Annotated in this window: 22 protein-coding genes and 1 pseudogene; 8 read left to right on the top strand and 15 right to left on the bottom strand. The window is 69.7% G+C overall.

The features are described from left to right. Positions 1 to 2 precede the first annotated feature (2 nt). The 4 genes from QZ500_RS00880 to QZ500_RS00895 form a co-directional block, all read right to left on the bottom strand. Positions 3 to 788 carry an ABC transporter permease gene (locus QZ500_RS00880; protein WP_295849698.1) on the bottom strand — a complete coding sequence of 262 codons (786 nt, stop codon included), beginning with the start codon at positions 786 to 788 and terminating at the stop codon, positions 3 to 5. 85 nt (positions 789 to 873) lie between these two features. Further along, entirely contained in the window at positions 874 to 1,725 is an 852-nt protein-coding gene (locus QZ500_RS00885) for an ABC transporter permease (protein WP_295849700.1), read from the bottom strand. Continuing rightward, the gene (locus QZ500_RS00890) at positions 1,722 to 3,077 is read right to left on the bottom strand and encodes an LLM class flavin-dependent oxidoreductase (protein WP_295849702.1); all 1,356 of its coding nucleotides are present in this window, start codon (positions 3,075 to 3,077) and stop codon (positions 1,722 to 1,724) included. The genes QZ500_RS00885 and QZ500_RS00890 overlap by 4 nt, the downstream gene beginning before the upstream one ends. 1 nt (position 3,078) lies before the next feature. Beyond that, positions 3,079 to 4,173, bottom strand: coding sequence for an aliphatic sulfonate ABC transporter substrate-binding protein (locus QZ500_RS00895; protein ID WP_295849704.1), 1,095 nt, complete (start codon positions 4,171 to 4,173; stop codon positions 3,079 to 3,081). Between the two features lie 415 nt (positions 4,174 to 4,588). Here QZ500_RS00895 and QZ500_RS00900 point away from each other — a divergent pair, with 415 nt between their 5' ends. Further along, positions 4,589 to 6,826 carry an NADP-dependent isocitrate dehydrogenase gene (locus QZ500_RS00900; protein WP_295849706.1) on the top strand — a complete coding sequence of 746 codons (2,238 nt, stop codon included), beginning with the start codon at positions 4,589 to 4,591 and terminating at the stop codon, positions 6,824 to 6,826. A 104-nt stretch (positions 6,827 to 6,930) separates the two neighbouring features. On the opposite strand, the gene QZ500_RS00905 is transcribed toward QZ500_RS00900, so the two are convergent. Next, positions 6,931 to 8,064 (bottom strand): HAMP domain-containing sensor histidine kinase, encoded by a 1,134-nt coding sequence (locus QZ500_RS00905; RefSeq protein WP_295849708.1) that lies wholly within the window; start codon positions 8,062 to 8,064, stop codon positions 6,931 to 6,933. A gap of 12 nt (positions 8,065 to 8,076) precedes the next feature. After that, on the bottom strand, positions 8,077 to 9,171 hold the full coding sequence (locus QZ500_RS00910) for a homocysteine S-methyltransferase family protein (RefSeq protein WP_295849710.1): 1,095 nt from the start codon (positions 9,169 to 9,171) through the stop codon (positions 8,077 to 8,079). 167 nt (positions 9,172 to 9,338) lie between these two features. Here QZ500_RS00910 and QZ500_RS00915 point away from each other — a divergent pair, with 167 nt between their 5' ends. The 3 genes from QZ500_RS00915 (at position 9,339) to QZ500_RS00925 (ending at position 13,791) form a co-directional block, all read left to right on the top strand. Beyond that, positions 9,339 to 11,285, top strand: coding sequence for a RecQ family ATP-dependent DNA helicase (locus tag QZ500_RS00915; protein WP_295849712.1), 1,947 nt, complete (start codon positions 9,339 to 9,341; stop codon positions 11,283 to 11,285). Between the two features lie 43 nt (positions 11,286 to 11,328). Further along, the gene (locus tag QZ500_RS00920) at positions 11,329 to 11,520 is read left to right on the top strand and encodes a hypothetical protein (RefSeq protein WP_295849738.1); all 192 of its coding nucleotides are present in this window, start codon (positions 11,329 to 11,331) and stop codon (positions 11,518 to 11,520) included. Positions 11,521 to 11,895: 375 nt separating this feature from the next. Continuing rightward, positions 11,896 to 13,791, top strand: a complete 1,896-nt coding sequence (locus QZ500_RS00925; RefSeq protein ID WP_295849713.1) for a phosphoenolpyruvate carboxykinase (GTP) — start codon at positions 11,896 to 11,898, stop codon at positions 13,789 to 13,791. 264 nt (positions 13,792 to 14,055) lie between these two features. On the opposite strand, the gene QZ500_RS00930 is transcribed toward QZ500_RS00925, so the two are convergent. Further along, a complete protein-coding gene (locus tag QZ500_RS00930) occupies positions 14,056 to 14,469 on the bottom strand; it encodes a hypothetical protein (protein ID WP_295849715.1) in 414 nt (137 codons plus the stop codon). Between the two features lie 122 nt (positions 14,470 to 14,591). On the opposite strand from QZ500_RS00930, the gene QZ500_RS00935 reads away from it, so the two are divergent. Beyond that, positions 14,592 to 15,557, top strand: a complete 966-nt coding sequence (locus QZ500_RS00935) for a LysR family transcriptional regulator (RefSeq protein ID WP_295849717.1) — start codon at positions 14,592 to 14,594, stop codon at positions 15,555 to 15,557. A 12-nt stretch (positions 15,558 to 15,569) separates the two neighbouring features. Here QZ500_RS00935 and QZ500_RS00940 read toward each other — a convergent pair whose 3' ends face one another. Continuing rightward, positions 15,570 to 15,746 carry a hypothetical protein gene (locus QZ500_RS00940; protein ID WP_295849719.1) on the bottom strand — a complete coding sequence of 59 codons (177 nt, stop codon included), beginning with the start codon at positions 15,744 to 15,746 and terminating at the stop codon, positions 15,570 to 15,572. 123 nt (positions 15,747 to 15,869) lie between these two features. Here QZ500_RS00940 and QZ500_RS00945 point away from each other — a divergent pair. From QZ500_RS00945 to QZ500_RS00955, 3 genes and pseudogenes are all read left to right on the top strand, one after another. Continuing rightward, positions 15,870 to 16,700: pseudogene (locus QZ500_RS00945) on the top strand (metallophosphoesterase). A 171-nt stretch (positions 16,701 to 16,871) separates the two neighbouring features. Continuing rightward, positions 16,872 to 17,393 (top strand): flavin reductase family protein, encoded by a 522-nt coding sequence (locus tag QZ500_RS00950; protein ID WP_295849721.1) that lies wholly within the window; start codon positions 16,872 to 16,874, stop codon positions 17,391 to 17,393. Positions 17,394 to 17,478: 85 nt separating this feature from the next. Continuing rightward, positions 17,479 to 18,189 (top strand): glutamine amidotransferase, encoded by a 711-nt coding sequence (locus QZ500_RS00955; protein ID WP_295849723.1) that lies wholly within the window; start codon positions 17,479 to 17,481, stop codon positions 18,187 to 18,189. Positions 18,190 to 18,228: 39 nt separating this feature from the next. Here the strand turns inward: QZ500_RS00955 and minE are convergent, their stop codons facing one another. The 7 genes from minE to QZ500_RS00990 all read right to left on the bottom strand — a co-directional run. Further along, positions 18,229 to 18,504 carry a cell division topological specificity factor MinE gene (gene minE, locus QZ500_RS00960; RefSeq protein WP_295849725.1) on the bottom strand — a complete coding sequence of 92 codons (276 nt, stop codon included), beginning with the start codon at positions 18,502 to 18,504 and terminating at the stop codon, positions 18,229 to 18,231. A 5-nt stretch (positions 18,505 to 18,509) separates the two neighbouring features. Further along, positions 18,510 to 19,325, bottom strand: a complete 816-nt coding sequence (gene minD, locus QZ500_RS00965; protein ID WP_295849727.1) for a septum site-determining protein MinD — start codon at positions 19,323 to 19,325, stop codon at positions 18,510 to 18,512. Between the two features lie 55 nt (positions 19,326 to 19,380). Next, positions 19,381 to 20,136: a septum site-determining protein MinC gene (gene minC / locus QZ500_RS00970; protein ID WP_295849729.1), complete on the bottom strand. Its 756-nt coding sequence runs from the start codon at positions 20,134 to 20,136 to the stop codon at positions 19,381 to 19,383. Between the two features lie 125 nt (positions 20,137 to 20,261). Further along, positions 20,262 to 21,083, bottom strand: a complete 822-nt coding sequence (locus QZ500_RS00975; protein WP_295849731.1) for an aldolase/citrate lyase family protein — start codon at positions 21,081 to 21,083, stop codon at positions 20,262 to 20,264. 20 nt (positions 21,084 to 21,103) lie between these two features. Then, positions 21,104 to 21,916 (bottom strand): 2-oxo-hept-4-ene-1,7-dioate hydratase, encoded by an 813-nt coding sequence (hpaH, locus tag QZ500_RS00980; protein WP_295849733.1) that lies wholly within the window; start codon positions 21,914 to 21,916, stop codon positions 21,104 to 21,106. Continuing rightward, a complete protein-coding gene (locus tag QZ500_RS00985; RefSeq protein WP_295849735.1) occupies positions 21,913 to 22,782 on the bottom strand; it encodes a fumarylacetoacetate hydrolase family protein in 870 nt (289 codons plus the stop codon). The genes hpaH and QZ500_RS00985 overlap by 4 nt, the downstream gene beginning before the upstream one ends. Next, positions 22,779 to 23,237 (bottom strand): amidohydrolase family protein (locus QZ500_RS00990; protein ID WP_295849737.1); only part of this gene is annotated, 459 nt, incomplete at its 5' end. The genes QZ500_RS00990 and QZ500_RS00985, both read right to left, overlap by 4 nt.

Raw genomic sequence — 23,237 nt, forward strand, 5'->3', positions numbered from 1 at the left:
TCCTAGTGAAAACCGGCGACGCTCGAACCGCGCCAGGCGAGAAGGCGGCGCTCGACCCGAGAGGCCAGCCAGTTGAGGACGAAGCCGACCAGGCCGACCACGACCACGCCGAATAGCACCAAGTCCAGCCAGAAGTGCTCGCGGCCGTCGATCAGCAGGTTGCCGATGCCCTTGCCCGACACCAGCAGGTATTCCGCGCCCAGCGTGGCGAGCCAGGCGTAGATCAGGCTCAGGTGCACGCCCGCCAGGATCGACGGCGCGGCCGACGGCAGCACCACCCGGCGCAGCAGCTGCCAGCGGCTGAAGGCGAACACCCGCGCCACCTCGATCTGCTCGCGCGGCACGCTGCGGATGCCCTCGAAGGTGTTGAGCACCATCGGGAAGAAGGCGGCCAGCGACAGGAACACCACCTTGGCCAGGTCGCCCAGCCCGAACCAGACCGAGATCAGCGGAATCCAGGCGAAGAGCGAGATCTGCTTGAGCGTGTGGAAGCTGGGGCCGACCAGGGCCTCGAACAGCCGCGACAGCCCGAGCAGCGTGCCGACCAGCAGCCCGGCCGAGGCGCCCAGCACGAAGCCCGCCAGGTTGCGCCCAAGGCTCGCGCCGAGCGCCGTCCAGAGCTGGCCGCTCGCCACCTGCTCCACCGCGGTCGCCGCCACCTTCGACGGCGCGACCAGCAGCGGCGAGGTGGACCAGCCGAAACGCACCGCCGCCCACCAGCCGGCCAGCAGCAGCACCGGGATCACCCAGCCGCGCAGCGGGCGCGGCACCAGGAGGAACGGGTTCATGCCAGACCCCTTGCTATGGTATCGATAGCTGCTTGCGCAGATCCCACGGTCGCAGAAGCCGCTTTTGCTTCAAGAATCCGGTGCATCACAGCCCCACCCGACGCCAGCGCAACAGCCGCGCCTCGGCGAGCGCCAGCAGCCGGTCGAGCGCGAAGCCGACCGCGCCCACCACCACCACCGCCGCCATCACCACGTCGAGCTGGAACAGCTGCCGGCCGTAGACGATCATGAAACCTAGCCCTTCCGACGACGCCAGCAGCTCGACCACCACCAGCGCCAGCCAGGCGTGCGTCAGCCCGTAGCGGATGCCGTTCCAGATCGGGGCCAGCGCCGCCGGAAACACCACCTTGGTCAGCAGCTGCCAGCGGCTGAAGCGGAACACCCGCGCCAGCTCGATGTAGCGGGTCGGCACGTTCTGGATGCCCTGCAGCGTGTTGATCGCCACCGGCACTGCGGCGGCCTTGGCGATCAGGATGATCTTCAACGCCTCGTCGATGCCCACCAGCAGCATCAGCAGCGGCAGCCAGCCGAGCACCGGGATCTGCGCGAACGCCTTGAAGATCGGATGCAGGTAGTCCTTGACCGTCGGCGATAGGCCCATCGCCACGCCCAGCGCCAGCCCGACGCCCGCGCCGGCCGCAAAGCCCCAGACCACCCGCCAGAAGCTGACGACCAGGTTCGCCCACAGCTCGCCGCTCTCCAGCAGCTCGACGAAGGTGCGCGCGACCGCGGCCGGCGACGGCAGCACCTGCGGCGCGACCCAGCCTTGGTGCGCCGCGAGCCACCAGACCGCCAGCACCGCCAATGGCAGCGGCCACGCGAGCAGCGGACGCAGCCTGCGCGACAGGCCCCGCGGCGCCCACGGTGCTTGCGCACCGGCGCCCCGCCGTGCGACGGCCGCCGGCGGGCTGCCGGCCAGAGCGATCGGCGTGCTCATGCCGCCGCCCGCCGCGCCGCAGCAGCCACCGCGCGGTGCTCCGGCCGCCGCAGCCCCAGGTGCTCGCGCAGCGTGCGGCCGGTGTATGCGGTGCGGAACAGGCCGCGGCGCTGCAATTCGGGCACCACCAGCCAGGCGAAGTCGTCCAGCCCGCCGGGCAGCGTGGGCGGCATGACATTGAAGCCGTCGGCCGCGCCCTCCTCGAACCACTGTTGCAGCTGGTCGGCCACCTGCGACGCGGTGCCGCGGATCGACCAGTGGCCGCGCGCGGTGCCGATGCGCTGGTACAGCTGGCGGATCGTCAGCCCTTCCTCGTAGCCGAGCTGGGTGACCAGATGGAAGCGGCTCTTCGGACCGTTGGGCTCGGGGATGCCGCGCGGCAGCGGCCCGTCGACCGGATAGCCCGACAGGTCGAAGCCGCCGATCACCTGCGACAGCAGCTGCACGCCGACCTCGGGATGCAGCAGGCCCTGCAGCGCGTCCCACTTCTCCTCGGCCTCCGACGCGGTCTCGCCCACCACCGCGAACACGCCGGGCAGGATCTTCAGTTCGTCCGGGTGCCGACCGAACTGCTGCAGCCGCCCCTTGATGCCGGCATAGAAGGCCTGTGCGCCGGCGAGCGACTGCTGGGCGGTGAAGATCACCTCGGCGGTCTGCGCCGCCAGCGCCTGGCCGGGCTCCGACGCGCCGGCCTGCACCACCACCGGCCGGCCCTGCGGCGCACGCGCCACGTTCAGCGGGCCGCGCACCTGGAAATGCCGGCCGCGGTGCTCCAGCACATGCAGCTTGTCGGCGTCGTAGTAGGTGCCCTCGGCCGCGTCCTGCACGAAGGCGTCGTCCTCCCAGCTGTCCCACAGGCCGTTCACCACGTCGACGAATTCGCGGGCGCGTTCGTAGCGCAGCGCATGGTCGGGATGGCGGTCGCGATTGAAGTTGTGGGCCTCCGACTCGCTCGACGAAGTGACCACGTTCCAGCCCGCCCGGCCGCCGCTCAAGTGGTCGAGCGAGGCGAACTTGCGAGCCACGTGGTACGGCTCGTTGTAGGTGGTGGAGACGGTCGCGATCAGGCCGATGCGCTCGGTCACCGACGCGAGTGCCGACAGCAGCGTCAGCGGCTCGAAGTTGGAGACCCGCGCGGTACGGTGCAGTGTGTTCGAGGTGTCGGCGCTGCGGATGCCGACGCTGTCGGCGAGGAACACCGCGTCGAACTTCGCCCGCTCTGCGGTCTGCGCGAAGCGGCGGTACTGCGCGAAGTCGAGCGCCGCATCGCGCGGTACATCGGGATGCCGCCAGCCGGCGACATGGTGGCCGGTGGCCATCAGGAAGGCGTTGAGGTGGAGCTGGCGCGTCATGTCAGGCTCCGTCGATCCGGCCGCTGGCCTGGTAGACCGGCCAGTAGGTCTCGAGCTGCAGGTCCTTCAGCGCCGCGTTCAGGAAGCGCCGGTCGATCCACGGGTCCACGTCGAACTTCGCACGCGTCAGCCTGAACTTGTAGGCCTGCTCGACCGCGTCCTTGTAGCGGGCGACCAGGAACGGGTCGAACTGCGGGTTGAAGCGCACCCGCAGCGGCTCGCCGGCGTAGTCCTCCTGCCAGACCGGCAGCGGGAAGCCGGTGCGCGCCCAGATGCGGAATACCTCGTCGCGGTTGCGGTCGTCGGACGCCCAGCGTGCGGTCTTGACGATCGCCTTGACCACGCGGCCGGTCGTCTCCGGATGCTTCGCCGCGAAGGCCTCGGTCACCAGCACATGGCTCTGGCGGGTGAAGATCGGCGAGTCGTTCTTGCTGCTGTAGACGATCTTGGCGGTGCCTTTTTCGCGCAGCGTGATCAGGTCGAGGCCGCCGAACACCGCGTCGATGTCGCGGGTGGCAAGCGCCGCCTTGCCGGCAGCGGTGTCGAGATTCAGCACCCGCAGGTCGCGCTCGGACAGGCCGTTCGCCTCCAGCAGCCGGTTGATCGGCAGCTGGGCGTTGGTGCCCTTGAAGATCGCCACGCGCTTGCCGCGCAGGTCCTTCACCGACTGGATCGGCGAGTCGGGTGGCGCGGCCAGGTAGATGTTGGAGCGGATGCCGGTGGCCAGCACCAGCTTGGTCTTCAGGCCCGCGGATTTCGCGATGATCGCCGGCAGGTCGCCCTGGAAGGCGAAGTCGAGCTGGCCGGTGGTGAGCGCTTCGTTGACCGCGGGGCCGGCGCCCTTGAAGAAGAACCACTCGACCTTGGTGTTCGCGTCCTTCGCGAACTCTTCCTCGATCCAGCCCTTGGCATGGGCGATCGAGATCGAGCTGCCGTAGAAGCCCGGCGGGTTGCCGATCGCCGGCTGGGCTACGCCGAGCCGGATGACCGACGGCGCGGCCGCTGTGCCGGCCTGGGCCGAGGCGCGGCCGGCGGCGAGCCCGAGGCCCGCCGCGGCGGCAGCGCCGATGACGATGTTGCGTCGTTGAATGTCCATGGCCGAAGCCCTCCCTGTTCGGGGCCCGGAACCGGTCTGCCGGACAGCGGCAGGGCGGTGGGCCTGGGAGCGACTATCGGCGCCGCACGGCGCGCCGTGAACCGCGGATTCGGCAGATGGATCGACGGAAAACGCATGACAGGCCACCGCCGGAAGGGGCAGAGGCCACGGGTGCTCCTGGTGGCAGCACTGCACGGGCACCCGGATCCGCAAAGGGTCTCAGGAGCCTCGCGCAGCCCGGGTGGGCACCCGCGCCGGGCGAGTGGCCCCGGAAGCCTCGACCGTGCCGCAGACGGCCTTCCGGCGCCCGCGCAGCGCGGCGATCCGCCGGCCTGGTGCGGTGCACCAAAACCCCGCGGCCAGAAACGATGAAAATCGGGGGCTGACCCGATCCCTTCCCTAGGAACCCAAGCGCATGAGCACGACGCAACCGACCATCATCTACACGCTGACCGACGAAGCCCCCGCCCTGGCGACCGCCGCCTTTCTGCCGATCGTGCGGACGTTCGCGGCACCGGCCGGCATCGCGGTGGAGACCAGCGACATCTCGGTCGCCGGCCGCATCCTGGGCCAGTTCCCCGAGCGCCTCACCGAAGCGCAGCGGGTGCCGGACAACCTGGCCGAGCTGGGCAAGCTGACGCTCACGCCCGACGCCAACATCATCAAGCTGCCCAACATCAGCGCCTCGGTCGCCCAGTTGAAGGCGGCGATCAAGGAACTGCAGGACAAGGGCTACGACATTCCGGACTACCCCGAGAACCCGACCACGGACGAGGAAAAGGACATCCGCGCCCGCTACAACAAGTGCACCGGCTCGGCGGTGAACCCGGTGCTGCGCGAAGGCAACTCCGACCGCCGCGCACCCAAGGCGGTCAAGGAATACGCCCGCAAGCACCCGCACAGCATGGCCGAGTGGAGCCAGGCCTCGCGCTCGCACGTCTCGCACATGCACCACGGCGACTTCTACCACGGCGAGAAGTCGATGACGCTCGACAAGGCGCGCGACGTGAAGATGGAGCTGGTCGGCAAGTCCGGCAAGACCACCGTGCTCAAGCCGAAGGTGTCGCTCAAGGACGGCGAGATCATCGACAGCATGTTCATGAGCAAGAAGGCGCTGCTGGCCTTCTACGAGAAGGAGATCGAGGACGCGCACAAGACCGGCGTGATGTTCTCGCTGCACGTCAAGGCGACCATGATGAAGGTTTCGCACCCGATCGTGTTCGGCCACTGCGTGAAGATCTTCTACAAGGAAGCCTTCGAGAAGCACGCCAAGGTCTTTGAGGAACTCGGCGTCAACGTCAACAACGGCATGGTCGATCTCTACAACAAGATCGCCACGCTGCCGAGCGCCAAGCAGGACGAGATCAAGCGCGACCTGCACGCCTGCCACGAGGGCCGTCCCGAACTGGCCATGGTCGATTCCGCCAAGGGCATCACCAACTTCCATTCGCCCAACGACATCATCGTGGACGCCTCGATGCCGGCCATGATCCGCAACGGCGGCAAGATGTGGGGCGCCGACGGCCGCCTGAAGGACGTGAAGGCCGTGATGCCTGAATCGACCTTCGCCCGCATCTACCAGGAGATCATCAACTTCTGCAAGTGGCACGGCGCGTTCGATCCGAAGACCATGGGCACGGTGCCGAACGTCGGCCTGATGGCCCAGCAGGCCGAGGAATACGGCTCGCACGACAAGACCTTCGAGGTGCCCGAGGACGGCACCGCCAACATCGTCGACCTCGCCACCGGCGAAGTGCTGCTGAGCCAGGACGTCGAGCAGGGCGACATCTGGCGCATGTGCCAGGTCAAGGACGCGCCGATCCGCGACTGGGTCAAGCTCGCCGTCACCCGCGCGCGCAACTCCGGCATGCCGGCGGTGTTCTGGCTCGACCCGTACCGTCCGCACGAGGCCGAGGTCATCAAGAAGGTCAAGACCTACCTGAAGGACCACGACACGAGCGGCCTGGACATCCAGATCATGAGCCAAGTGCGTGCGATGCGTTACACGCTCGAGCGCGTGATCCGCGGCCTGGACACCATCTCGGTCACCGGCAACATCCTGCGCGACTACCTGACCGACCTGTTCCCGATCATGGAACTCGGCACCAGCGCCAAGATGCTGTCGATCGTCCCGCTGATGGCCGGCGGCGGCATGTACGAGACCGGCGCGGGCGGCTCGGCACCGAAGCACGTGCAGCAGCTGGTCGAGGAGAACCACCTGCGCTGGGATTCGCTGGGCGAATTCCTCGCGCTGGCGGTGAGCCTGGAGGACCTGGGTCTGAAGACCGGCAACGCACGCGCCGCGCTGCTGTCGAAGACGCTCGACACCGCCACCGGCAAGCTGCTCGACAACAACAAGAACCCCAGCCCGAAGACCGGCCAGCTCGACAACCGCGGCAGCCAGTTCTACCTGGCGCTGTACTGGGCCCAGGAACTGGCCGCGCAGACCGAGGACGCCGAACTGGCGGCCAAGTTCGCGCCGCTCGCCAAAACCCTGGCCGAGAACGAGCAGAAGATCGTCGGCGAACTGGCCGACGTGCAGGGCAAGGCGGTGGACATTGGCGGCTACTACCTGACCGACCCGCAGAAGACCGCGGCGGTGATGCGGCCGAGCGCGACGTTCAATGCGGCGCTGGAAGCGGTGAAGGCCTGACCGGCCGCGGGCCTGCGGCCCGTGCTTCGAGGAACGCCCGCCCCGTGCGGGCGTTTTTCATGGCGTCGGGCTGTGCAGCGGCCGCCCGGCGGAGCCGAGAGCTGTCAGGCCGGCATGGGCACGGTGTCGGGTCCGCCGTCGGCATCGTGGCGGCGGAGACCATGCAGCGCAGCTTCGACCAGCCGCGGCACCACGAAGGTAAACGTCGCGCCGTGGCCCGGCCCGTCGCTCGCCACGTCGAGGGTGCCGCCGTGGCGCTCAACGATGTGGCGCGCCAGCGCGAGGCCGATGCCGAGTCCGCCCAGCCGGGCGTCGCCGTCCTCGGCCTGCACGAACATGCCGAACACCTGCTCGCGCTGCGCGGCGGTCAGTCCGCGGCCGCGGTCGATCACCGCGACGCGGGCGGTGTCGGCGGTGGCGTCCATTGCCACCCTCAGTTCGGCATCGGCGGGCGAAAACTTCGAGGCGTTGGACAGCAGGTTCTCCACCACCTGCGTGAGCCGGGTCGCGTCGCCGGCGATCATCACCGGCGCCGCGGGGAGGTCCCAGGCGACGGTCTGGCCGCGCTGGGCGGCCACGACGACGAAGGCCTGGCAGGCCTGGTCCACCAGCGCCCGCAGGTCCAGCGGCGTCTGCGCGACGTGGATTTTGCCGGTGCTGATCCGGGCGGAGTCGAGGAGGTCGTCCACCAGCCGCTCCATCTGGCGGCCCTGGCGCTCCATCAGGGCGATGCGCTCGCGGTCGCGGCCCTCCAGCCGCGCGCCCATCACCCGGGCCGACATCTGGATCACATGCAGCGGGTTACGCAGTTCGTGCGCCAGCATCGCCAGGAATTCGTCCTTCTGCCGGTCGGCGGCGCGCAGGTCCGCCTCGACCTTGCGCAACTGGCGCATCGAATCCTTCATGCGGGCGATGACCACGCAGTCGATGACCAGGATCACCGCGAAGAAGGCGAGCGCGAAGGCGTCGCGGCCTTCCAGCGGGAAGAACCGGCCGATCGGCGGCATGAAGAAATACCAGGCGGCGATGGTGCTGAGCGCCGCGCACCACAGCGCCGGCCCGAGGCTCGTCAGGAAGGAGACGATCAGAACCGCCGGAAAGAAGCTGAGGAACGGGAATCCCGTAGGCGGCAGCAGGCCCTGGGCGGCGAAGCGGACCGCCAGCGCCACCAGGAAAGCGACGGTCGACGCGGCGTACTGCAACGCCAGCGTCGTGCCCGTCTGTCGGGATGCGTCCATGGCCCGGTCGTCCTAGGCCACGGCGCTGTCGAGCAGCCCGGAAAACGCGCCGCGCCGCAGCGGCGCCTGCCGGACCGGCTGGTCCGCCACCGCCCGGCCGATCGCGCCGATGTGGTCCGGCGTAGTGCCGCAGCAGCCGCCGACGATGTTGACCAGTCCTTCGGCGGCGAATTCGTGCAGCAGACGCGCGGTGACGTCGGGCGTCTCGTCGAAGCCGGTGTCGCTCATCGGGTTGGGCAGGCCGGCGTTCGGGTAGCAGCAGATGAAGGTGTCCTCGGCGACGCGGTTGAGTTCCTGCACATAGGGCCGCATCAGCGCGGCGCCGAGCGCGCAGTTCAGGCCGATCGCCAGCGGCCGGGCGTGCCGCACGCTGTGCCAGAAGGCGGTCACCGTCTGGCCCGACAGGATGCGCCCGGAGGCGTCGGTCACGGTGCCGCTGATGATGATCGGCAGCCGCTCGCCACTGTCGGCGAAGAATTCGTCGATCGCGAACAGCGCGGCCTTGGCGTTGAGCGTGTCGAAGATCGTCTCGACCAGCAGCACGTCGGCGCCGCCCTCGACCAGCGCGGCGGTCTGCTCGTAGTACGCGGCGCGCAGCTGTTCGAAGTCGACGTTGCGCGCGCCCGGGTCGTTCACGTCGGGGCTGATGCTCGCGGTCTTGGGCGTCGGGCCCAGGGCGCCGGCGACGAAGCGGGGCTTGTCGGGGGTGGAGAACTTGTCGCAGGCCTCGCGTGCCAGCCGGGCCGAGGCGAGGTTCATCTCGCGCGCCAGGTCGGCCATCCGGTAGTCTTCCTGGGCGATGGTGGTCGCGCCGAAGGTATTGGTCTCGATCAGGTCGGCGCCGGCGGCGAGGTAGCGCTCGTGGATGTCGCAGATCACGTCGGGCCGGGTGAGCGACAGCAGTTCGTTGTTGCCCTTCACTTCGCGCGGGAAGTCGCGGAACCGGTCGCCCGCCGCGCCGGGGCCGATGTAGCCCTCGCCGCGATACTGCGCCTCGCCCAGCTTGAAGCGCTGGATCATGGTGCCCATGGCGCCGTCCAGGATGGCGATGCGCTCGGCGAGGATGGCCGGGAGCTGCGCGGCGCGGGTATAGGCAAGGGGCTGCATCCCGCCATTCTAGGAAGCGCGCACGCGGCTGCGGGCGATCCGGGAGAATGCGGGGTTCCGCGCTCGCGCACCGGATTTCCGGCCCTTATCGGGGTTTTGCGCAGGTACCGCCTGCGCCTGAAGCTATCAAAATAATAGCAACTATTTTTCCCGCCGTGTCCTCTCTGGTGAACGCCCCCCTTTCCGCCGATCCGCAGGCGATCCTGCACGAGGTGTTCGGCTACGAACGCTTCCGCGGCCCGCAGCAGGCGATCGTCGAGCACGTCGCCGCCGGCGGCGATGCGCTGGTGCTGATGCCGACGGGGGGCGGCAAGTCGCTTTGCTACCAGATCCCGGCGATCGCCCGGCAGCGGGCGGGCCACGGCATCAGCGTGGTCGTCTCGCCGCTGATCGCGCTGATGCACGACCAGGTCGGGGCGCTGCACGAGGCGGGCGTCGAGGCGGCGTTCCTCAATTCCACGCTCGACTGGCAGCAGACGCAGGACGTGGAGCGGCGCCTCGCGCGCGGCGAGATCACGCTGCTCTACGCGGCGCCCGAGCGCATCACCACGCCGCGCTTCCTCGACCTGCTCGACGGCCTGCGGCAGCGCGGCCAGCTGGCGATGTTCGCGATCGACGAGGCCCACTGCGTCAGCCAGTGGGGCCACGACTTCCGCCCGGAGTACCGGGCGCTGTCGGTGCTGCACGAGCGCTACGCCGGCGTGCCGCGGGTGGCGCTGACCGCGACCGCCGACGCGCTGACCCGCGCCGACATCGTCGAGCGGCTGCAGCTCGAAGACGCCCGGCAGTTCGTCAGCAGCTTCGACCGGCCCAACATCCGCTACCGCATCGTCGAGAAGAAGGACCCGTCCACCCAGCTGCTGCGCTTCATCGAGCAGGAGCATCCCGGCGAGGCGGGCGTCGTCTACTGCCAGTCGAGGAAGCGGGTGGAGGATCTGGCCGACACGCTGGCCGCGGCCGGCATCGACGCCCTGCCCTACCACGCCGGCCTCGACGCCGCGGTGCGCCAGCGCCACCAGGACCGCTTCCTGCGCGAAGACGGCATCGTGATGGTGGCGACCATCGCCTTCGGCATGGGCATCGACAAGCCGGACGTGCGCTTCGTCGCCCACGTCGACATGCCGAAGAACATCGAGGGCTACTACCAGGAGACCGGCCGCGCCGGCCGCGACGGCCTGCCGTCGGACGCCTGGATGGCCTACGGCCTGCAGGACGTGGTCAACCAACGCCGCATGATCGACGAGAGCCCGGCGGGCGAGCAGTTCAAGCAGGTGATGGTCGGCAAGCTCGACGCCCTGCTGGCGCTGGCCGAGGCGACCGACTGCCGGCGGGTGCGGCTGCTGGCCTACTTCGGCGAGCGCTACGGCTGCGGCCCGGAGCCGGTCGCGGGCGCAGCCCCGGACGATGCGGCCGCCGAACCGCCCCGCAAACGCGCGCCGCGCTACGCCTGCGGCAACTGCGACAACTGCCTGTCGCCGCCCGAGCTGTGGGACGGCACCGAGGCGGCGCAGATGCTGCTGTCGACCATCTACTGGATCCGCAAACAGCAGGGCATCGGCTTCGGCGCCGGCCACATCATGGACATCGTGCGCGGCAAGGAGACCGAGAAGACGCGGCAGCACGGCCACGACGGCCTGTCCACCTTCGGGCGCGGATCGCAGTATGCGGAAGTGCAGCTGCGCGGCGTGCTGCGCCAGCTGATCGCCACCGGCGCGCTGCACGTCGACGCCGAGGCCTACAACACGCTGCAGCTCACCGCCGGCTCTCGCGCGGTGCTGAAGGGCGAGGTGCCGGTGCGGCTGCGGGCGTCGCTGTCGGCGCCGGCCGAGCGGCGCCCACGCCGCGAGCGCAGCGCGGCCGGCAAGACGCCGGCCGCTGCCGCCACGCTCGATTCGGAGGGTCAGGCACGCTTCGCCGATCTCAAGGCCTGGCGCGCCGAGGTGGCGCGCGAGCACAACCTGCCGGCCTACGTGATCTTCCACGACGCCACGCTCGCCGCGATCGCCGAGCGGGCGCCGCACACGCTGGACGACCTGCAGGGTGTCAGCGGCATCGGCGCGAAGAAGCTCGAGGCCTACGGCGCCGAGGTGCTGCGTGTCTGCAGCGGCCGCTAAAATCGCCGGTTCCCCGCATAGAACGCCCTCCGAAGGAACCGCCATGGCCCTGCCCGTCCACGCCTCGACCAACGATCCCGCGCCCGACAATTCGCACGACCACCGCGCCCACATCGCCGAGGAGCAGTCGCAGGACGCGGTCGAGCAGATCGTGCCGCTGATGCCGATCGTGCTGCCGATCGTGGGCGGCGTGCTGATGTTCCTGCTGGCGTTCATCGCCGTGTCGATGGCCTGACGCGGCCCCGCCGGACGCGCACGCCGCGTCCGGACCGAGCGTCTTCTTCTCTCCTTGTCCGCCTGCCGGCCACCAGGCCGGCGTCGTAGCCGTTCGGCGCTGCGACGGGGGCGTTTTCCCGGTTTTCGTATGTCCAGCCGCCGTCTGCGCGGACCGTCGCGGCGTGGCGGATGCATATCCCGACGCATAACCCCATGTTTTTTATGCATGGAATAGCAATGAAACCCGGTAGCGTTCCGTGAGCGGATTCATAAAATCGTCACCCGGTCTGCTTCCGAAGTCCTCTTGTCGAAGCCGACACGTGTCCTGCCGTGATTGCGTACGGCAGGCATTTGCCGCTTTCGACAAGACGATTTGCAACTTCCAGGAACTCCGATGAACGCCCCCACCATGCAAGGTCTGGCCCCGCTGAACGCACCGGCCTACGCCAAGAACGCCCGCCTGATCGCCTGGGTCGCCGAGATGGCCGCCCTGTGCAAGCCGAAGGACATCTACTGGTGCGACGGCAGCGACGAGGAATACGCCCGCCTCTGCCAGCAGCTGGTCGACGCCGGCACCTTCAAGCGCCTGAACCCGGCCAAGCGGCCCAACAGCTTCCTGGCGCTGTCCGATCCGAGCGACGTGGCCCGCGTGGAAGACCGCACCTTCATCTGCTCCGAGAAGCAGGAAGACGCCGGCCCGACCAACAACTGGAAGGCGCCTGCCGAGATGCGCGCCACGCTGCAACCGCTGTTCGATGGCTGCATGGCCGGCCGCACGATGTACGTGGTGCCGTTCTCGATGGGCCCGCTGGGCAGCGACATCGCCCACATCGGCGTCGAGCTGTCCGACAGCCCGTATGTCGCGGTGAACATGAAGCTCATGACCCGCATGGGCCGTGCGGTGGTCGAGGTGCTGGGCCTGGACGGCGAGTTCGTGCCCTGCCTGCACACCGTGGGCGCACCGCTGGCCGCCGGCCAGGCCGATGTCGCCTGGCCCTGCAACCCGACGGTCAAGTACATCGTCCACTACCCCGAGACGCGCGAGATCTGGTCGTACGGCTCCGGCTACGGCGGCAACGCGCTGCTGGGCAAGAAGTGCCTGGCACTGCGCATCGCCTCGGCCATGGGCCGCCAGGACGCCGACGAACAGTCGCCCGGCTGGCTCGCCGAGCACATGCTGATCCTGGGCGTGCAGAACCCCGCCGGCCAGAAGTACCACGTGGCGGCCGCCTTCCCGTCGGCCTGCGGCAAGACCAACTTCTCGATGCTGGTGCCGCCGGAAGGCTTCAACGGCTGGAAGATCACCACCATCGGCGACGACATCGCCTGGGTCAAACCCGGCGCCGACGGCCGCCTGCGCGCGATCAACCCCGAAGCCGGCTATTTCGGCGTGGCCCCGGGCACCAACCTGAAGACCAACCCGAACTGCATGCGCAGCCTGGACCGCGACGTGATCTTCACGAACGTGGCCCTGACCGACGACGGCGACGTGTGGTGGGAAGGCATGGAGCAGGACGTGCCGGGCAAGGCGCTGCCGGCCCACCTGATCGACTGGCAGGGCAAGGACTGGACGCCCGAGATCGCGAAGCAGACCGGCGCCAAGGCCGCGCACCCGAACTCGCGCTTCACCATCGCCGCGACCAACAACCCCGCGCTCGACCCGGCCTGGGACGACCCGAAGGGCGTGGCGATCGATGCCTTCATCTTCGGCGGCCGCCGCTCCACCACGGTGCCGCTGGTGACCGAGGCCCGCAACTGGGTCGAAGGCGTCTACATGGCCGCCACGATGGGCTCCGAAACCACCGCTGCGGCCTTCGGCCAGCAGGGCGTGGTGCGCCGCGACCCGTTCGCCATGCTGCCGTTCATCGGCTACAACATGAGCGACTACTTCCAGCACTGGATCGACCTGGGCCGCAAGATGGAAGCCGCCGGCGCCACGCTGCCGAAGATCTTCCAGACCAACTGGTTCCGCAAGGGCGAGGACGGCAAGTTCGTCTGGCCCGGCTACGGCGAGAACATGCGCGTCCTGAAATGGATGATCGACCGCCTGGAAGGCAGTGCCGGCGCCGGCGTCGAGCACCTGACCGGCCTGAGCCCGGCCTATGCCGACCTACACTGGGAAGGCCTGGACTTCTCGCCGGCCGAGTTCGAGACCGTGACCCGCAGCGACGCGGCCGCCTGGCGCGATGAACTGGCGCTGCACGACGCCCTGTTCCAGCAGTTGGCCACCGGCCTGCCGCAGGAACTGAAGGACACCCGCGCCGCACTGGAAGCCCGCATCGGCGCCTGATCCGGCCCTCACGCTGCCCTAGTCGAAAAGGCCACCGCTGAGCGGTGGCCTTTTTGCTGTGTGGCAGGTAAGTAGAGGCTCATGCCGGGTGCATGCCGGGTCATCGCGGCATCCCGGTGTGCCGCCCGCACGAGCATCGGTGGATCACCTTCCGGGGGGCGCTTTCTCGAGAGGAGCCGTACCCACCAACGACAACGCCCGAGGAACCGGTGGTTCCTCGGGCGTCGGGGCAGCCGGGCCCACAGCCCGGCTAGCAAGGCACGATCAGCCGCGGGCGGCGTTGCCCATGGCGCGGTTGATGTCAGCCATCACGCGGGCATCGTCCAGCGCAAGATCCCACAGCTTGCGGTCGGCGGCGGCGGCTTGGCTGCGGGCGCGGCGCACGGCGGCACCGGCGCGCAGGCGGGCGGCGATCCGGCGCAGCGGGCCGGCGAAGAGGGCCAGTGCGGCGAAGGCGACCGCCCACAGCACGACCCAGCCGGCGAACAGGTGCTGGTCCGACCAGGTGTCGATCAGGGCATTGGCGGCGACGAGGATGGCGGCGACGGTGGCGGCCAGCAGCAGGGTGGCGACGCCGCGCACGCCGTCGAACAGCGACGAGACGTTTTCGATGGCGTTGACGGCGCGCTGCGCACCGACGTGTTCGGCGGAATAGGTGGGGTGTACGAAGCTGGTCATGGCGATTTCTCCTGCAGTGCGCCGGGAAGTGATCGGCGCGTGAAGGAATAATAGGGTTTACCCCAGTGCGATTCCACTTTATTTGAATGATGCTGGGCATTCACCGGAGTGATGGACTTGCCGTGGCGTCGCCCAACTTCCGCACCTTCGACCTCAATCTGCTCCGCATCTTCGACGAGGTGATGGCCGAACGCAGCCTGACCCGTGCGGCGCACAACCTCGCGCTTACCCAGCCCGCGGTCAGTAATGCGCTGCGCCGCCTGCGCGAAGCGCTGGGCGACGAACTGGTCCGCCGCCAGGGGTCGGCGATGGAACCGACGCCGCGGGCGCTCGCCCTCTGGCCGGACGTGCGCGAGGCCCTGCGCCGTCTCCAGGTCGCCCTGGCGCCCGAGGTCTTCGACCCGGCCCACACACAGGCGACCTTCGTGCTGGCGATGGCCGATGCGACCGCCGCGGTGCTGGTGCCCGGCCTGGTACGGATCCTGGAAACCGAGGCGCCGGGCGTGCAGCTGCGCATGGTGCCGCTCGCCACCCGCGACCCGCGCAAGCTGCTGGCCGACGAGATGGCCGACATGGCGGTCGGCCACTTCCCCGCGGTGATGGCCGACCTGACCGCGCGCCAGCAGGCCGGGGAAGCGGATTCGTACGACCACCGGCGGCTCTATGACGGCGAATACGTCTGCGTCATGCGACGCGACCATCCGTTGGCGGCACTGCCCGAAGCGGACTTCACTACCGACCGCTTCTGCGAGTCGCGGCACATGCTGGTGAGCTTTTCTGGCCGGCCCTATGGCTTCATCGACGAAGCCCTTGCGTTGCTGGGCCGCAAGCGGCGGGTGGTACTCACGGTCAACCAGTTCTTTACCGCCGGTCGGGTGGTCGCACATTCCGACATGCTGACCGTGTTGCCGCGGCACTTCGTCGGGGCGACCGGGCTGGCCGACCGCATCGTGTGGCGGCCGCTGCCGTTCGCGGTTCCGAGCGTGCATGTCGATGCGCTCTGGCACCGACGGCTGCAGCCGTCGAGCGCCCACGCCTGGCTGCGGCAGTCGATCGTGCGTGCGGCGGAGCGGCCGGAGTTCGGCTGAACCGGCGCGGATTCAGCGCACGACGCGCAGGTAGGCCTGGGCCGCGGTGCGCAGCGACTGGGCGTCGCGCGGGTCGCGGCCGGCCCGGGCTTCGGCGCTTTCCAGCAGACCGCGGGGCAGGTCGCCGGCCGGAGCGCCGGCGCTCCGACCGGAGACGAACGACAGGAGGCGGGCGATGAGGGCGAACATGATGGATACCGTTGTGTGAGTGACTGGAATACAAGAATAAGGGTTAACCCTAGATCCACAAGCCGATCAGGGCCGTCTTTCCATGCCGTCCCTGCATAACCCTACGCTCCGACAATCGATTCCATGAAGATCCAGCTGCTGTCCGACCTGCACCTCGAAACCCAGCCGGACATCGCGGTGGCGCCCGCCCCGGGCGCCGATCTGCTGGTGCTGGCGGGCGACATCGGCTCGTACCAGGCCGGCTCCCGCCTGCCGGACGACGACTTCGGGCTGACGCGCTTCTCGCCGCTGCCCCAGTTCGGCGGCTGGCCGCAGCCGGTGCTGTTCGTACCCGGCAACCACGAATACGACGCGCAGGACTTCGACGCCGCCCACGACCGGCTGCGAAGGCTTTGCGACCGTCTGGGCATCGTCTGGCTGGAGCGCGAGACGCATGTCCACGCCGGGGTGCGGTTCCTGGGCACGACGCTCTGGAGCGATTTCGAGGCGCTGGTGCCCGCCGATGCCACGCCCGCCGCGGCCCTGAAGGCCCGCGGCAAGGCCTAGCGGGCCGCCAACTTCTACCTGCAGAAGACCGGCACCACCCGCGGTGGCGCACCCTGGCTCGCCGACGGCCTGCGGGCCCAGGCGCTCGACTGCCAGGCCTGGCTGCGACAGGCGCTCGCCACGCCGTTCGACGGCGCGACGGTGGTCGTCACCCATTTCGCGCCGAGCCTGGCGAGCGCCGACCCGCGCTACGGCCTGGTGCCGGGCACCGCCGGCTTCTGCAACGCGCTCGACGATCTGCTGCCCCATGCCCGGCTCTGGCTGCACGGCCATCTGCATGCACCCAGCGACTACTGGCGCCACGGCTGCCGGGTGGTGGCCAATCCGCTCGGCTACGCCGGCAAGGGCGAGCAGGCCGGGTTCCGGCCCTGGCAGTTGCTGGACACCGATCTGCTATCGAAACCATAGCTGGCTGCGCTCACGGGTAGAGCGCAAACCGTCGATTTCCTTTCCAACACCGGGCCCGAGGTCCGTGTGGGAGGCTCCCGCGACGACGGTCCCCACCATAATGACCGCCTGCACCCGGCCTTCCGCCCTGCCCCTCTTTCCCTTCCGCCGCGGCTGCCACCGCGCCTGCCCGTGACCGCATCCCCCGTACCGCCGCCCGACGCCGCCGCACCCGCCTTCTCGCTGCGCGAATTCCGCACGGCGCTCGGCACCTTCGCAACCGGCGTGACGATCGTGACCGCGCGGGCGACCGACGGCACGCCGGTGGGGCTGACGGCCAACTCCTTCAATTCGGTGTCGCTCGATCCGCCGCTGGTGCTCTGGAGCCTGGCACACACCGCCAGCGCGATGCGTACCTTCGCCACCGTCCAGCACTACGCGATCCACGTGCTCGCCGCCGACCAGCGGGCGCTGGCCGAGCGTTTCGCCGGCCGCGCCACCGAACGCTGGATCGGCCAGGCCTTCACCGAAGGCCACCACGGCGTGCCGCTGATCGACGGCGCGGCAGCGGTATTCGAATGCGAAAGCCGCAGCCGCCACCCGGAAGGCGACCACACCATCTTCGTCGGCCGGGTCACGGCCTGCCGGCACCGCGAGGGCGCCGCGCCGCTGCTGTTCCACGGCGGGCGGTTCTATACCGAGCATCCGCTGTAGCGCCGCGACACCGGGCCCCACGACGGGCCATCGCCCTCACCCGCTGTAACCGCCGCGCCGCCCGCCGCCGCCCACAATCGCGGGCATGACGACGAAGACCCTGCTCATCCTGCGCCACTCGGTACTCGACGGCCCGGGCAGCCTGGAAGGCTATTTCCGCGATGCCGGCTGGCACATCGACTTCGTGGAGGCGCCGCACGACGACCTGTCGCGCATCGATCCGCTGGCGGCCGATCTGGTGCTGCCGCTCGGCTCCGGGCTGAGTGTGTACGACGAGGCGCTGTTCCCGTTCATCACTGCCGAACGCACGCTGCTGCAGCGCCGGCTCGCGGCGGAGCGGCCGACGCTCGGCATCTGCTTCGGGGCGCAGCTGATCGCGTCGGCGCTAGGGGAACGGGTCTACGCGGCCCCGCAGAAGGAAGTCGGCTGGTATCCGATCGAACTGCTGCCCGGCGCGGAGGCGTCGCCGGTGCGGCACCTGGCCCCGGACACGACGCCGGCGGTGATGCACTGGCACGGCGACACCTTCGACCTGCCGGCGGGCACGACGCGGCTGGCCCGCAGCGCGCTGTGCGCCACCCAGGCCTATGCCCGCGGCGACCACCTGCTCGCCTTCCAGTTCCATCCGGAGGTGACGGCCGCAAACGTCGAGGGCTGGCTGGTCGAATCCTCCTTCGCAGGCGAGGACCGGGCGGAGCGCATCGGCACCCTGCGGCGGGACACCGCCCGCTTCCAGCCGGCGATGCAGGCCGGTGTGGCCCGTTGCCTGGACGAGTGGCTGGCGAAGCTGCCGTGACGGCGACAGGCGGGCACGAACGGCCCGCCGGCCAGAAGATCAGGCCGGCCGCGGTGCGGCCGCTTCGGGCAGCTCGATCTTCACTTCGAGCACGTCGAAGTTGTCCTGCCGCTCCAGGTTGACCTTGATGTCCTTGGAGTCGATAGCGACGTACTTCGAGATCACCGCGATCAGCTCGCGCTGCAGGTCCGGCAGGTAGTCGGGGCGCGGGCCGCTCTTGCTGGTGCGCTCGTGCGCCAGGATGATCTGCAGCCGCTCCTTGGCGACGCTGGCAGTCTTCTTCTTCTCGCCGAGCAGGAAGGAGAGCAGGGACATCGCGCTCACCTCCCGCCGAAGATGCGCTTGAAGAAGCCGGGCTTCTGCGCGTCGGTAAAGCGCATCGGCTTTTCCTCGCCCAGGAAGCGGCTCACCACGTCCTTGTAGGCCTCGGACACATCGGTGCCCTGCAGGTGGATCGCCGGCGTGCCCTGGTTGGACGCCTGCAGCACGGTTTCCGACTCGGGGATCACGCCCAGCAGCGGGATGCGCAGGATGTCCTGGATGTCCTGCAGCGACAGCATCTGGCCGTCTTCCACCCGCGTCGGGTTGTAGCGGGTGATCAGCAGGTGTTCCTTGATCGGCGTGCCGCCTTCCATCGCGCGCTTGGTCTTGCTGCCGAGCATGCCCAGGATGCGGTCGGAGTCGCGCACCGACGACACCTCGGGGTTGGTGACCACCAGCGCTTCCTCGGCAAAGTGCATCGCCATCAGCGCGCCGGTCTCGATGCCGGCGGGCGAGTCGCAGACGATGTAGTCGAAGCCCTGCGCGGCCAGGTCGTTGAGCACGCGCTCGACGCCGTCCTGCGTCAGCGCTTCCTTGTCGCGTGTCTGGGAGGCGGCCAGCACGAACAGGTTGTCGCACTGCTTGTCCTTGATCAGCGCTTGGTGCAGGTTGGCCTCGCCGTGGATCACGTTGATCAGGTCGTACACCACGCGGCGCTCGCAGCCCATGATCAGGTCGAGGTTGCGCAGGCCGACGTCGAAGTCGATCACCGCGGTCTTGAAGCCGCGCAGCGCGAGGCCGGAGGCGAAGCTGGCGCTGGTCGTGGTCTTGCCCACGCCGCCCTTGCCGGATGTCACCACGACGATCTTGGCCATGTTGATGCTGTCCTTCTGTGGAGGATGATGAATGGTTGGGAAACGGGGCCGGCGGTCAGAGCGGCTCGATCACGAGCTTCTCGCCGACGAGCCGGATTTTCGCGGGCTTGCCGTCCACCTCGGCCGGCAGTGCGTTCTCGGCGGTGCGGTAGATGCCGGCGATCGACACCAGCTCGGCCTGCATGCAGGTCACGAAGATGCGGGCCTGGGTGTTGCCGCGGGCGCCGGCGATCGCCTTGCCGCGCAGCGGCGCGTAGACGTGCACGTTGCCGTCGGCGATGACCTCGGCGCCGTTGCTCACCGCCGCCATCACGATCAGGTCGGCGTTGCGCGCGTAGACCTGCTGGCCCGAGCGCAGCGGCCGGTCGATGACCACGGTCGGCGCGGCACCGGCGGCCGGCGGCGTCGGCGGGCGGGCGGGTGCGGGCGCCGGTGCGGACACGGGCGCGGCCGCACGCGGTGTGTCGCGGGGCGCGGCGGGCATCTCTGGCGCTTCGGCCAGGCCGGCCGCCCGGGCCGCTGCCAGCTGCGCGGGAGATGCGCCCCGCACGGCGACCGGCACCACCCGCAACGGCCGCAGCAGGCCGACCAGCGCCGCGAAATCGACCTGCGCCGCCTCCTCGGACGGCAGCTGGGACAGGTCGACGATGACCGGGTCCTGGTCGAAGAAGTCGGGTGCGTCCTGCAGGTGCCGGTCGAGCTCGGCCGCCAGCGCCCGGAGATCCGCCGTCCGCAGCACCACCGCGATCAGCGGCAGGGTGGCGCTTTTCAGGTCGAAGCTGGCGCGGGCGGAACCTGGGGATGCGGCCATGGATGCAGTCGGGAAGGGGTGGCGAAAAAATGTGCGAGTTTAGCCTGCGCTTCGCCGCACCGGCAGGCGCGGCGCGGCCTTACCGGTGGTGACAAACCTACCGCGCCGGCTGTGCGGCGCGTCGGTCAGTAGATGTTCGTCGCGGCCGGCGACCCGTCGCCGGCCGCGCTGCGGAAGCGCCGGACCGCCGCGTCCGCGCCGTTGCGCAGCAGCAGCATGTCGATCGCCACCGCCACGAACAACGCGCCGTGCGCCAGGCATTCGCGCGCCCGCGCCTCGTCGGTCATCAGGATGCCGGGCGCCTTGCCGCAGGCGCGGATGCGGCGGATCGCATCGTCGATCGCGGCGCGCACCTCCGGATGGCCCGCATTGCCCGGGTAGCCCATGCTGGCCGACAGGTCGGCCGGGCCGATGAAGATGCCGTCGATGCCGTCCACCGCGGCGATCGCCTCGATCTGCGCCAGCGCATCGCGAGTCTCGACCTGCACCAACAGGCAGAGTTCGTCCTGCGCACGGGCCACGTAGTCGGCGGTGCGGCCGAAATTCGACGCCCGCACCGAGCCGCCCATGCCTCGGATGCCGGCCGGCGCATAGCGGGTCGCCGCCACCGCGGCGCGCGCCTCGTCGGCGTTCTGCACGAAGGGCAGCAGCAGCGTCTGCGCGCCGATGTCGAGGTAGCGCTTGATCAGCACCGGGTCGTTCCACGGCGGCCGCACCACCGGCGCGGTGGCAGTGGCGCCGCCCGGCACGGCCGCGGCGACGGCCTGCAGCTGCTGCAGCATCAGCGGCACGTCGCTCGGGGAATGCTCGGTGTCGAGCAGCACCCAGTCGTAGCCGGCACCGGCCACCAGTTCGGACACATAGGGCGACGGCAGCGTGGACCACAGGCCGATCTGCGGCCGGCCGGCGGCCAGGGCGTGCTTGAAGGTATTGGTCGGGAGGGACATGGGCAGGCGGGTCGACGACATCAACCGAAATGGCAGGACACGGTCCCGAATTCTCCATAGTCCGCGACGATCGTGTCGCCCTGGGCGACGTCGATCGGCCGGATGAAGGAGCCGGCCAGCACCACCTCGCCGGCCTGCAGCGTCACGCCAAAGCGGTGCAGCCGGTTGGCGAGCCAGGCGACGCCGTAGCCCGGATGGTTCAGCACGCCGGCGGCGAGGCCGGTTTCCTCCACCTCGCCGTTCTTGCTGACGATGGCGCCGATGCGGCGCATGTCCGCATCGACCAAGGCCGGCTTGAACGGCCGGCCGCCCAGCACCAGCGCGGCGTTGGCGGCGTTGTCGGAGATGGTGTCGAGCACCGTGCGGCTGCGGCCGGTGTCCGGGTCCACCCGCTGGATGCGCGCGTCGAGGATCTCCAGCGCCGGCGTGACGTAGGCGGTGGCGTCGAGCACGTCGAACAGCGTGCAGTCGGGGCCGGAGAGCGGCCGCGCGAGCACGAAGGCCAGTTCGGCCTCGATCTTCAGCTGCAGGAAGCGGCCGGCCGAGATCACCGCGCCGTCGCGGTAGAACATGTCGTCGAGCAGCGTGCCGTAGTCGGGCTCGGCAATGTTCACCGCGCGCTGCATCGCCTTCGAGGTGAGGCCGATCTTGTGGCCCTTGACGATGCGGCCGTTGCGCTGCTTCAGCTGCATCCAGGCGTGCTGGATCGCATAGGCGTCGGCCATGTCCATGCCGGGATGGTCGAGCGAGAACTGGCGGCAGGGCACGCGGTCGCGCTCGGCCTGTTCGAGCCGCTCGGCGGCCTGTTCGAGCTGTTCGGCGGAAAGACTCATGCGCCCTCCTGGCGAACGGTGTTGCGCAGCGTGCCTACGCCCTCCACCTCCACCTCCACCACGTCGCCCGGCTGCAGGAAGCGCGGCGGGTCGAAGCGGATGCCGGCGCCGGTCGGAGTGCCGGTGGCGATCACGTCGCCCGGCTCCAGGGTGGTAAAGGTCGAGAGGTAGTGGATCAGGTAGGCGAAGTCGAACATCAGCCGCGCGGTGGTGTCGTCCTGCCGGGTCTCGCCGTTGACGCGCGTCTGCACCCGCAGCGCGCCGTAGCCCTGCGGAAATTCGTCGGCCGTCACGATCCAGGGCCCGATCGCGCCCGAGGATTCGAAGTTCTTGCCCTGCGTGACGTTGAACTTGGCGTGGTGCACCCAGTCGCGGATCGTGCCCTCGTTGATGCAGGTCAGGCCGCCGATGTGACCGAGTGCCTCCTCGCAAGCGATGCGCCGGCCGCCGCGGCCGATGACGATGCCGATTTCGCCCTCGTAGTCGAGCTGCTGCGATTCGAGCGGCTGCAGCAGGTCGCCGCCGTGGCCCGCGAAGGAGCCGGGCACCCGCATGAAGATGCTGGGGTACTTCGGCAGCGCGCTGCCGTCCTTGTATTCGGCGTTGCGGTCGGCGTAGTTGACGCCGATGCAGAAGATCTTGCGCGGCGCGGGAACCGGCAGCTGCAGGCGCACGTCGTCCAGCGCATGGTCGGCGGTCGTGCCCGCGACAGCTTGCCGGGCCGCCGCCAGCGCCGCGGGGCCGCCGGCGAGCAGGCCCGCGACCGAGGCATAGGCGGGCAATCGGCGCCCCAGGTCGACGATGCCGGCGTCGGTGGCGGCGCCCCAGGCGGCGCGGTTCTGGTGGAGGTAGCTGACGAGTTTCATGCGGGAGCGCTTTCGAATCCGAAGAAGCGGGCAGGGTTGTCGACGAGGATCCTGCGACGGGTCGCGTCGTCGGGCGCGAAGCGCCAGAGCAGTTCCAGCAGCTCGCCTTCGTTGGGCGGTTGCTTCACCGAGACCGGATGCGGCCAGTCGCTGCCCCAGACGCAGCGGTCGGGCGCCGCGGCGATCAGGCGCTGCGCGAGCGGCACCACGTCGTCCCACGGCGCGCCCTGCCGCGACAGCTTCTCCGACAGCGACAGCATCACCCAGACGTTGTCGCGCGCATCGAGCAGGTGCAGGATGCGGCGCAGGCTCGGGTCGTCCTCGCCGCGTGCCGGATCGGCTCGGCCCATGTGGTCGAGCAGCAGCGGGATGTCCGGCTGCGCCTCGAACGGCGCGAGCTGGTCGGCGATGCCGGTGGGCTCGGGCTGCAGCTTGGCGTACCAGCCGAGCGCGCG

The organism is uncultured Xylophilus sp., assembly GCA_913776965.1.
Lineage (GTDB): Bacteria > Pseudomonadota > Gammaproteobacteria > Burkholderiales > Burkholderiaceae_C > Xylophilus.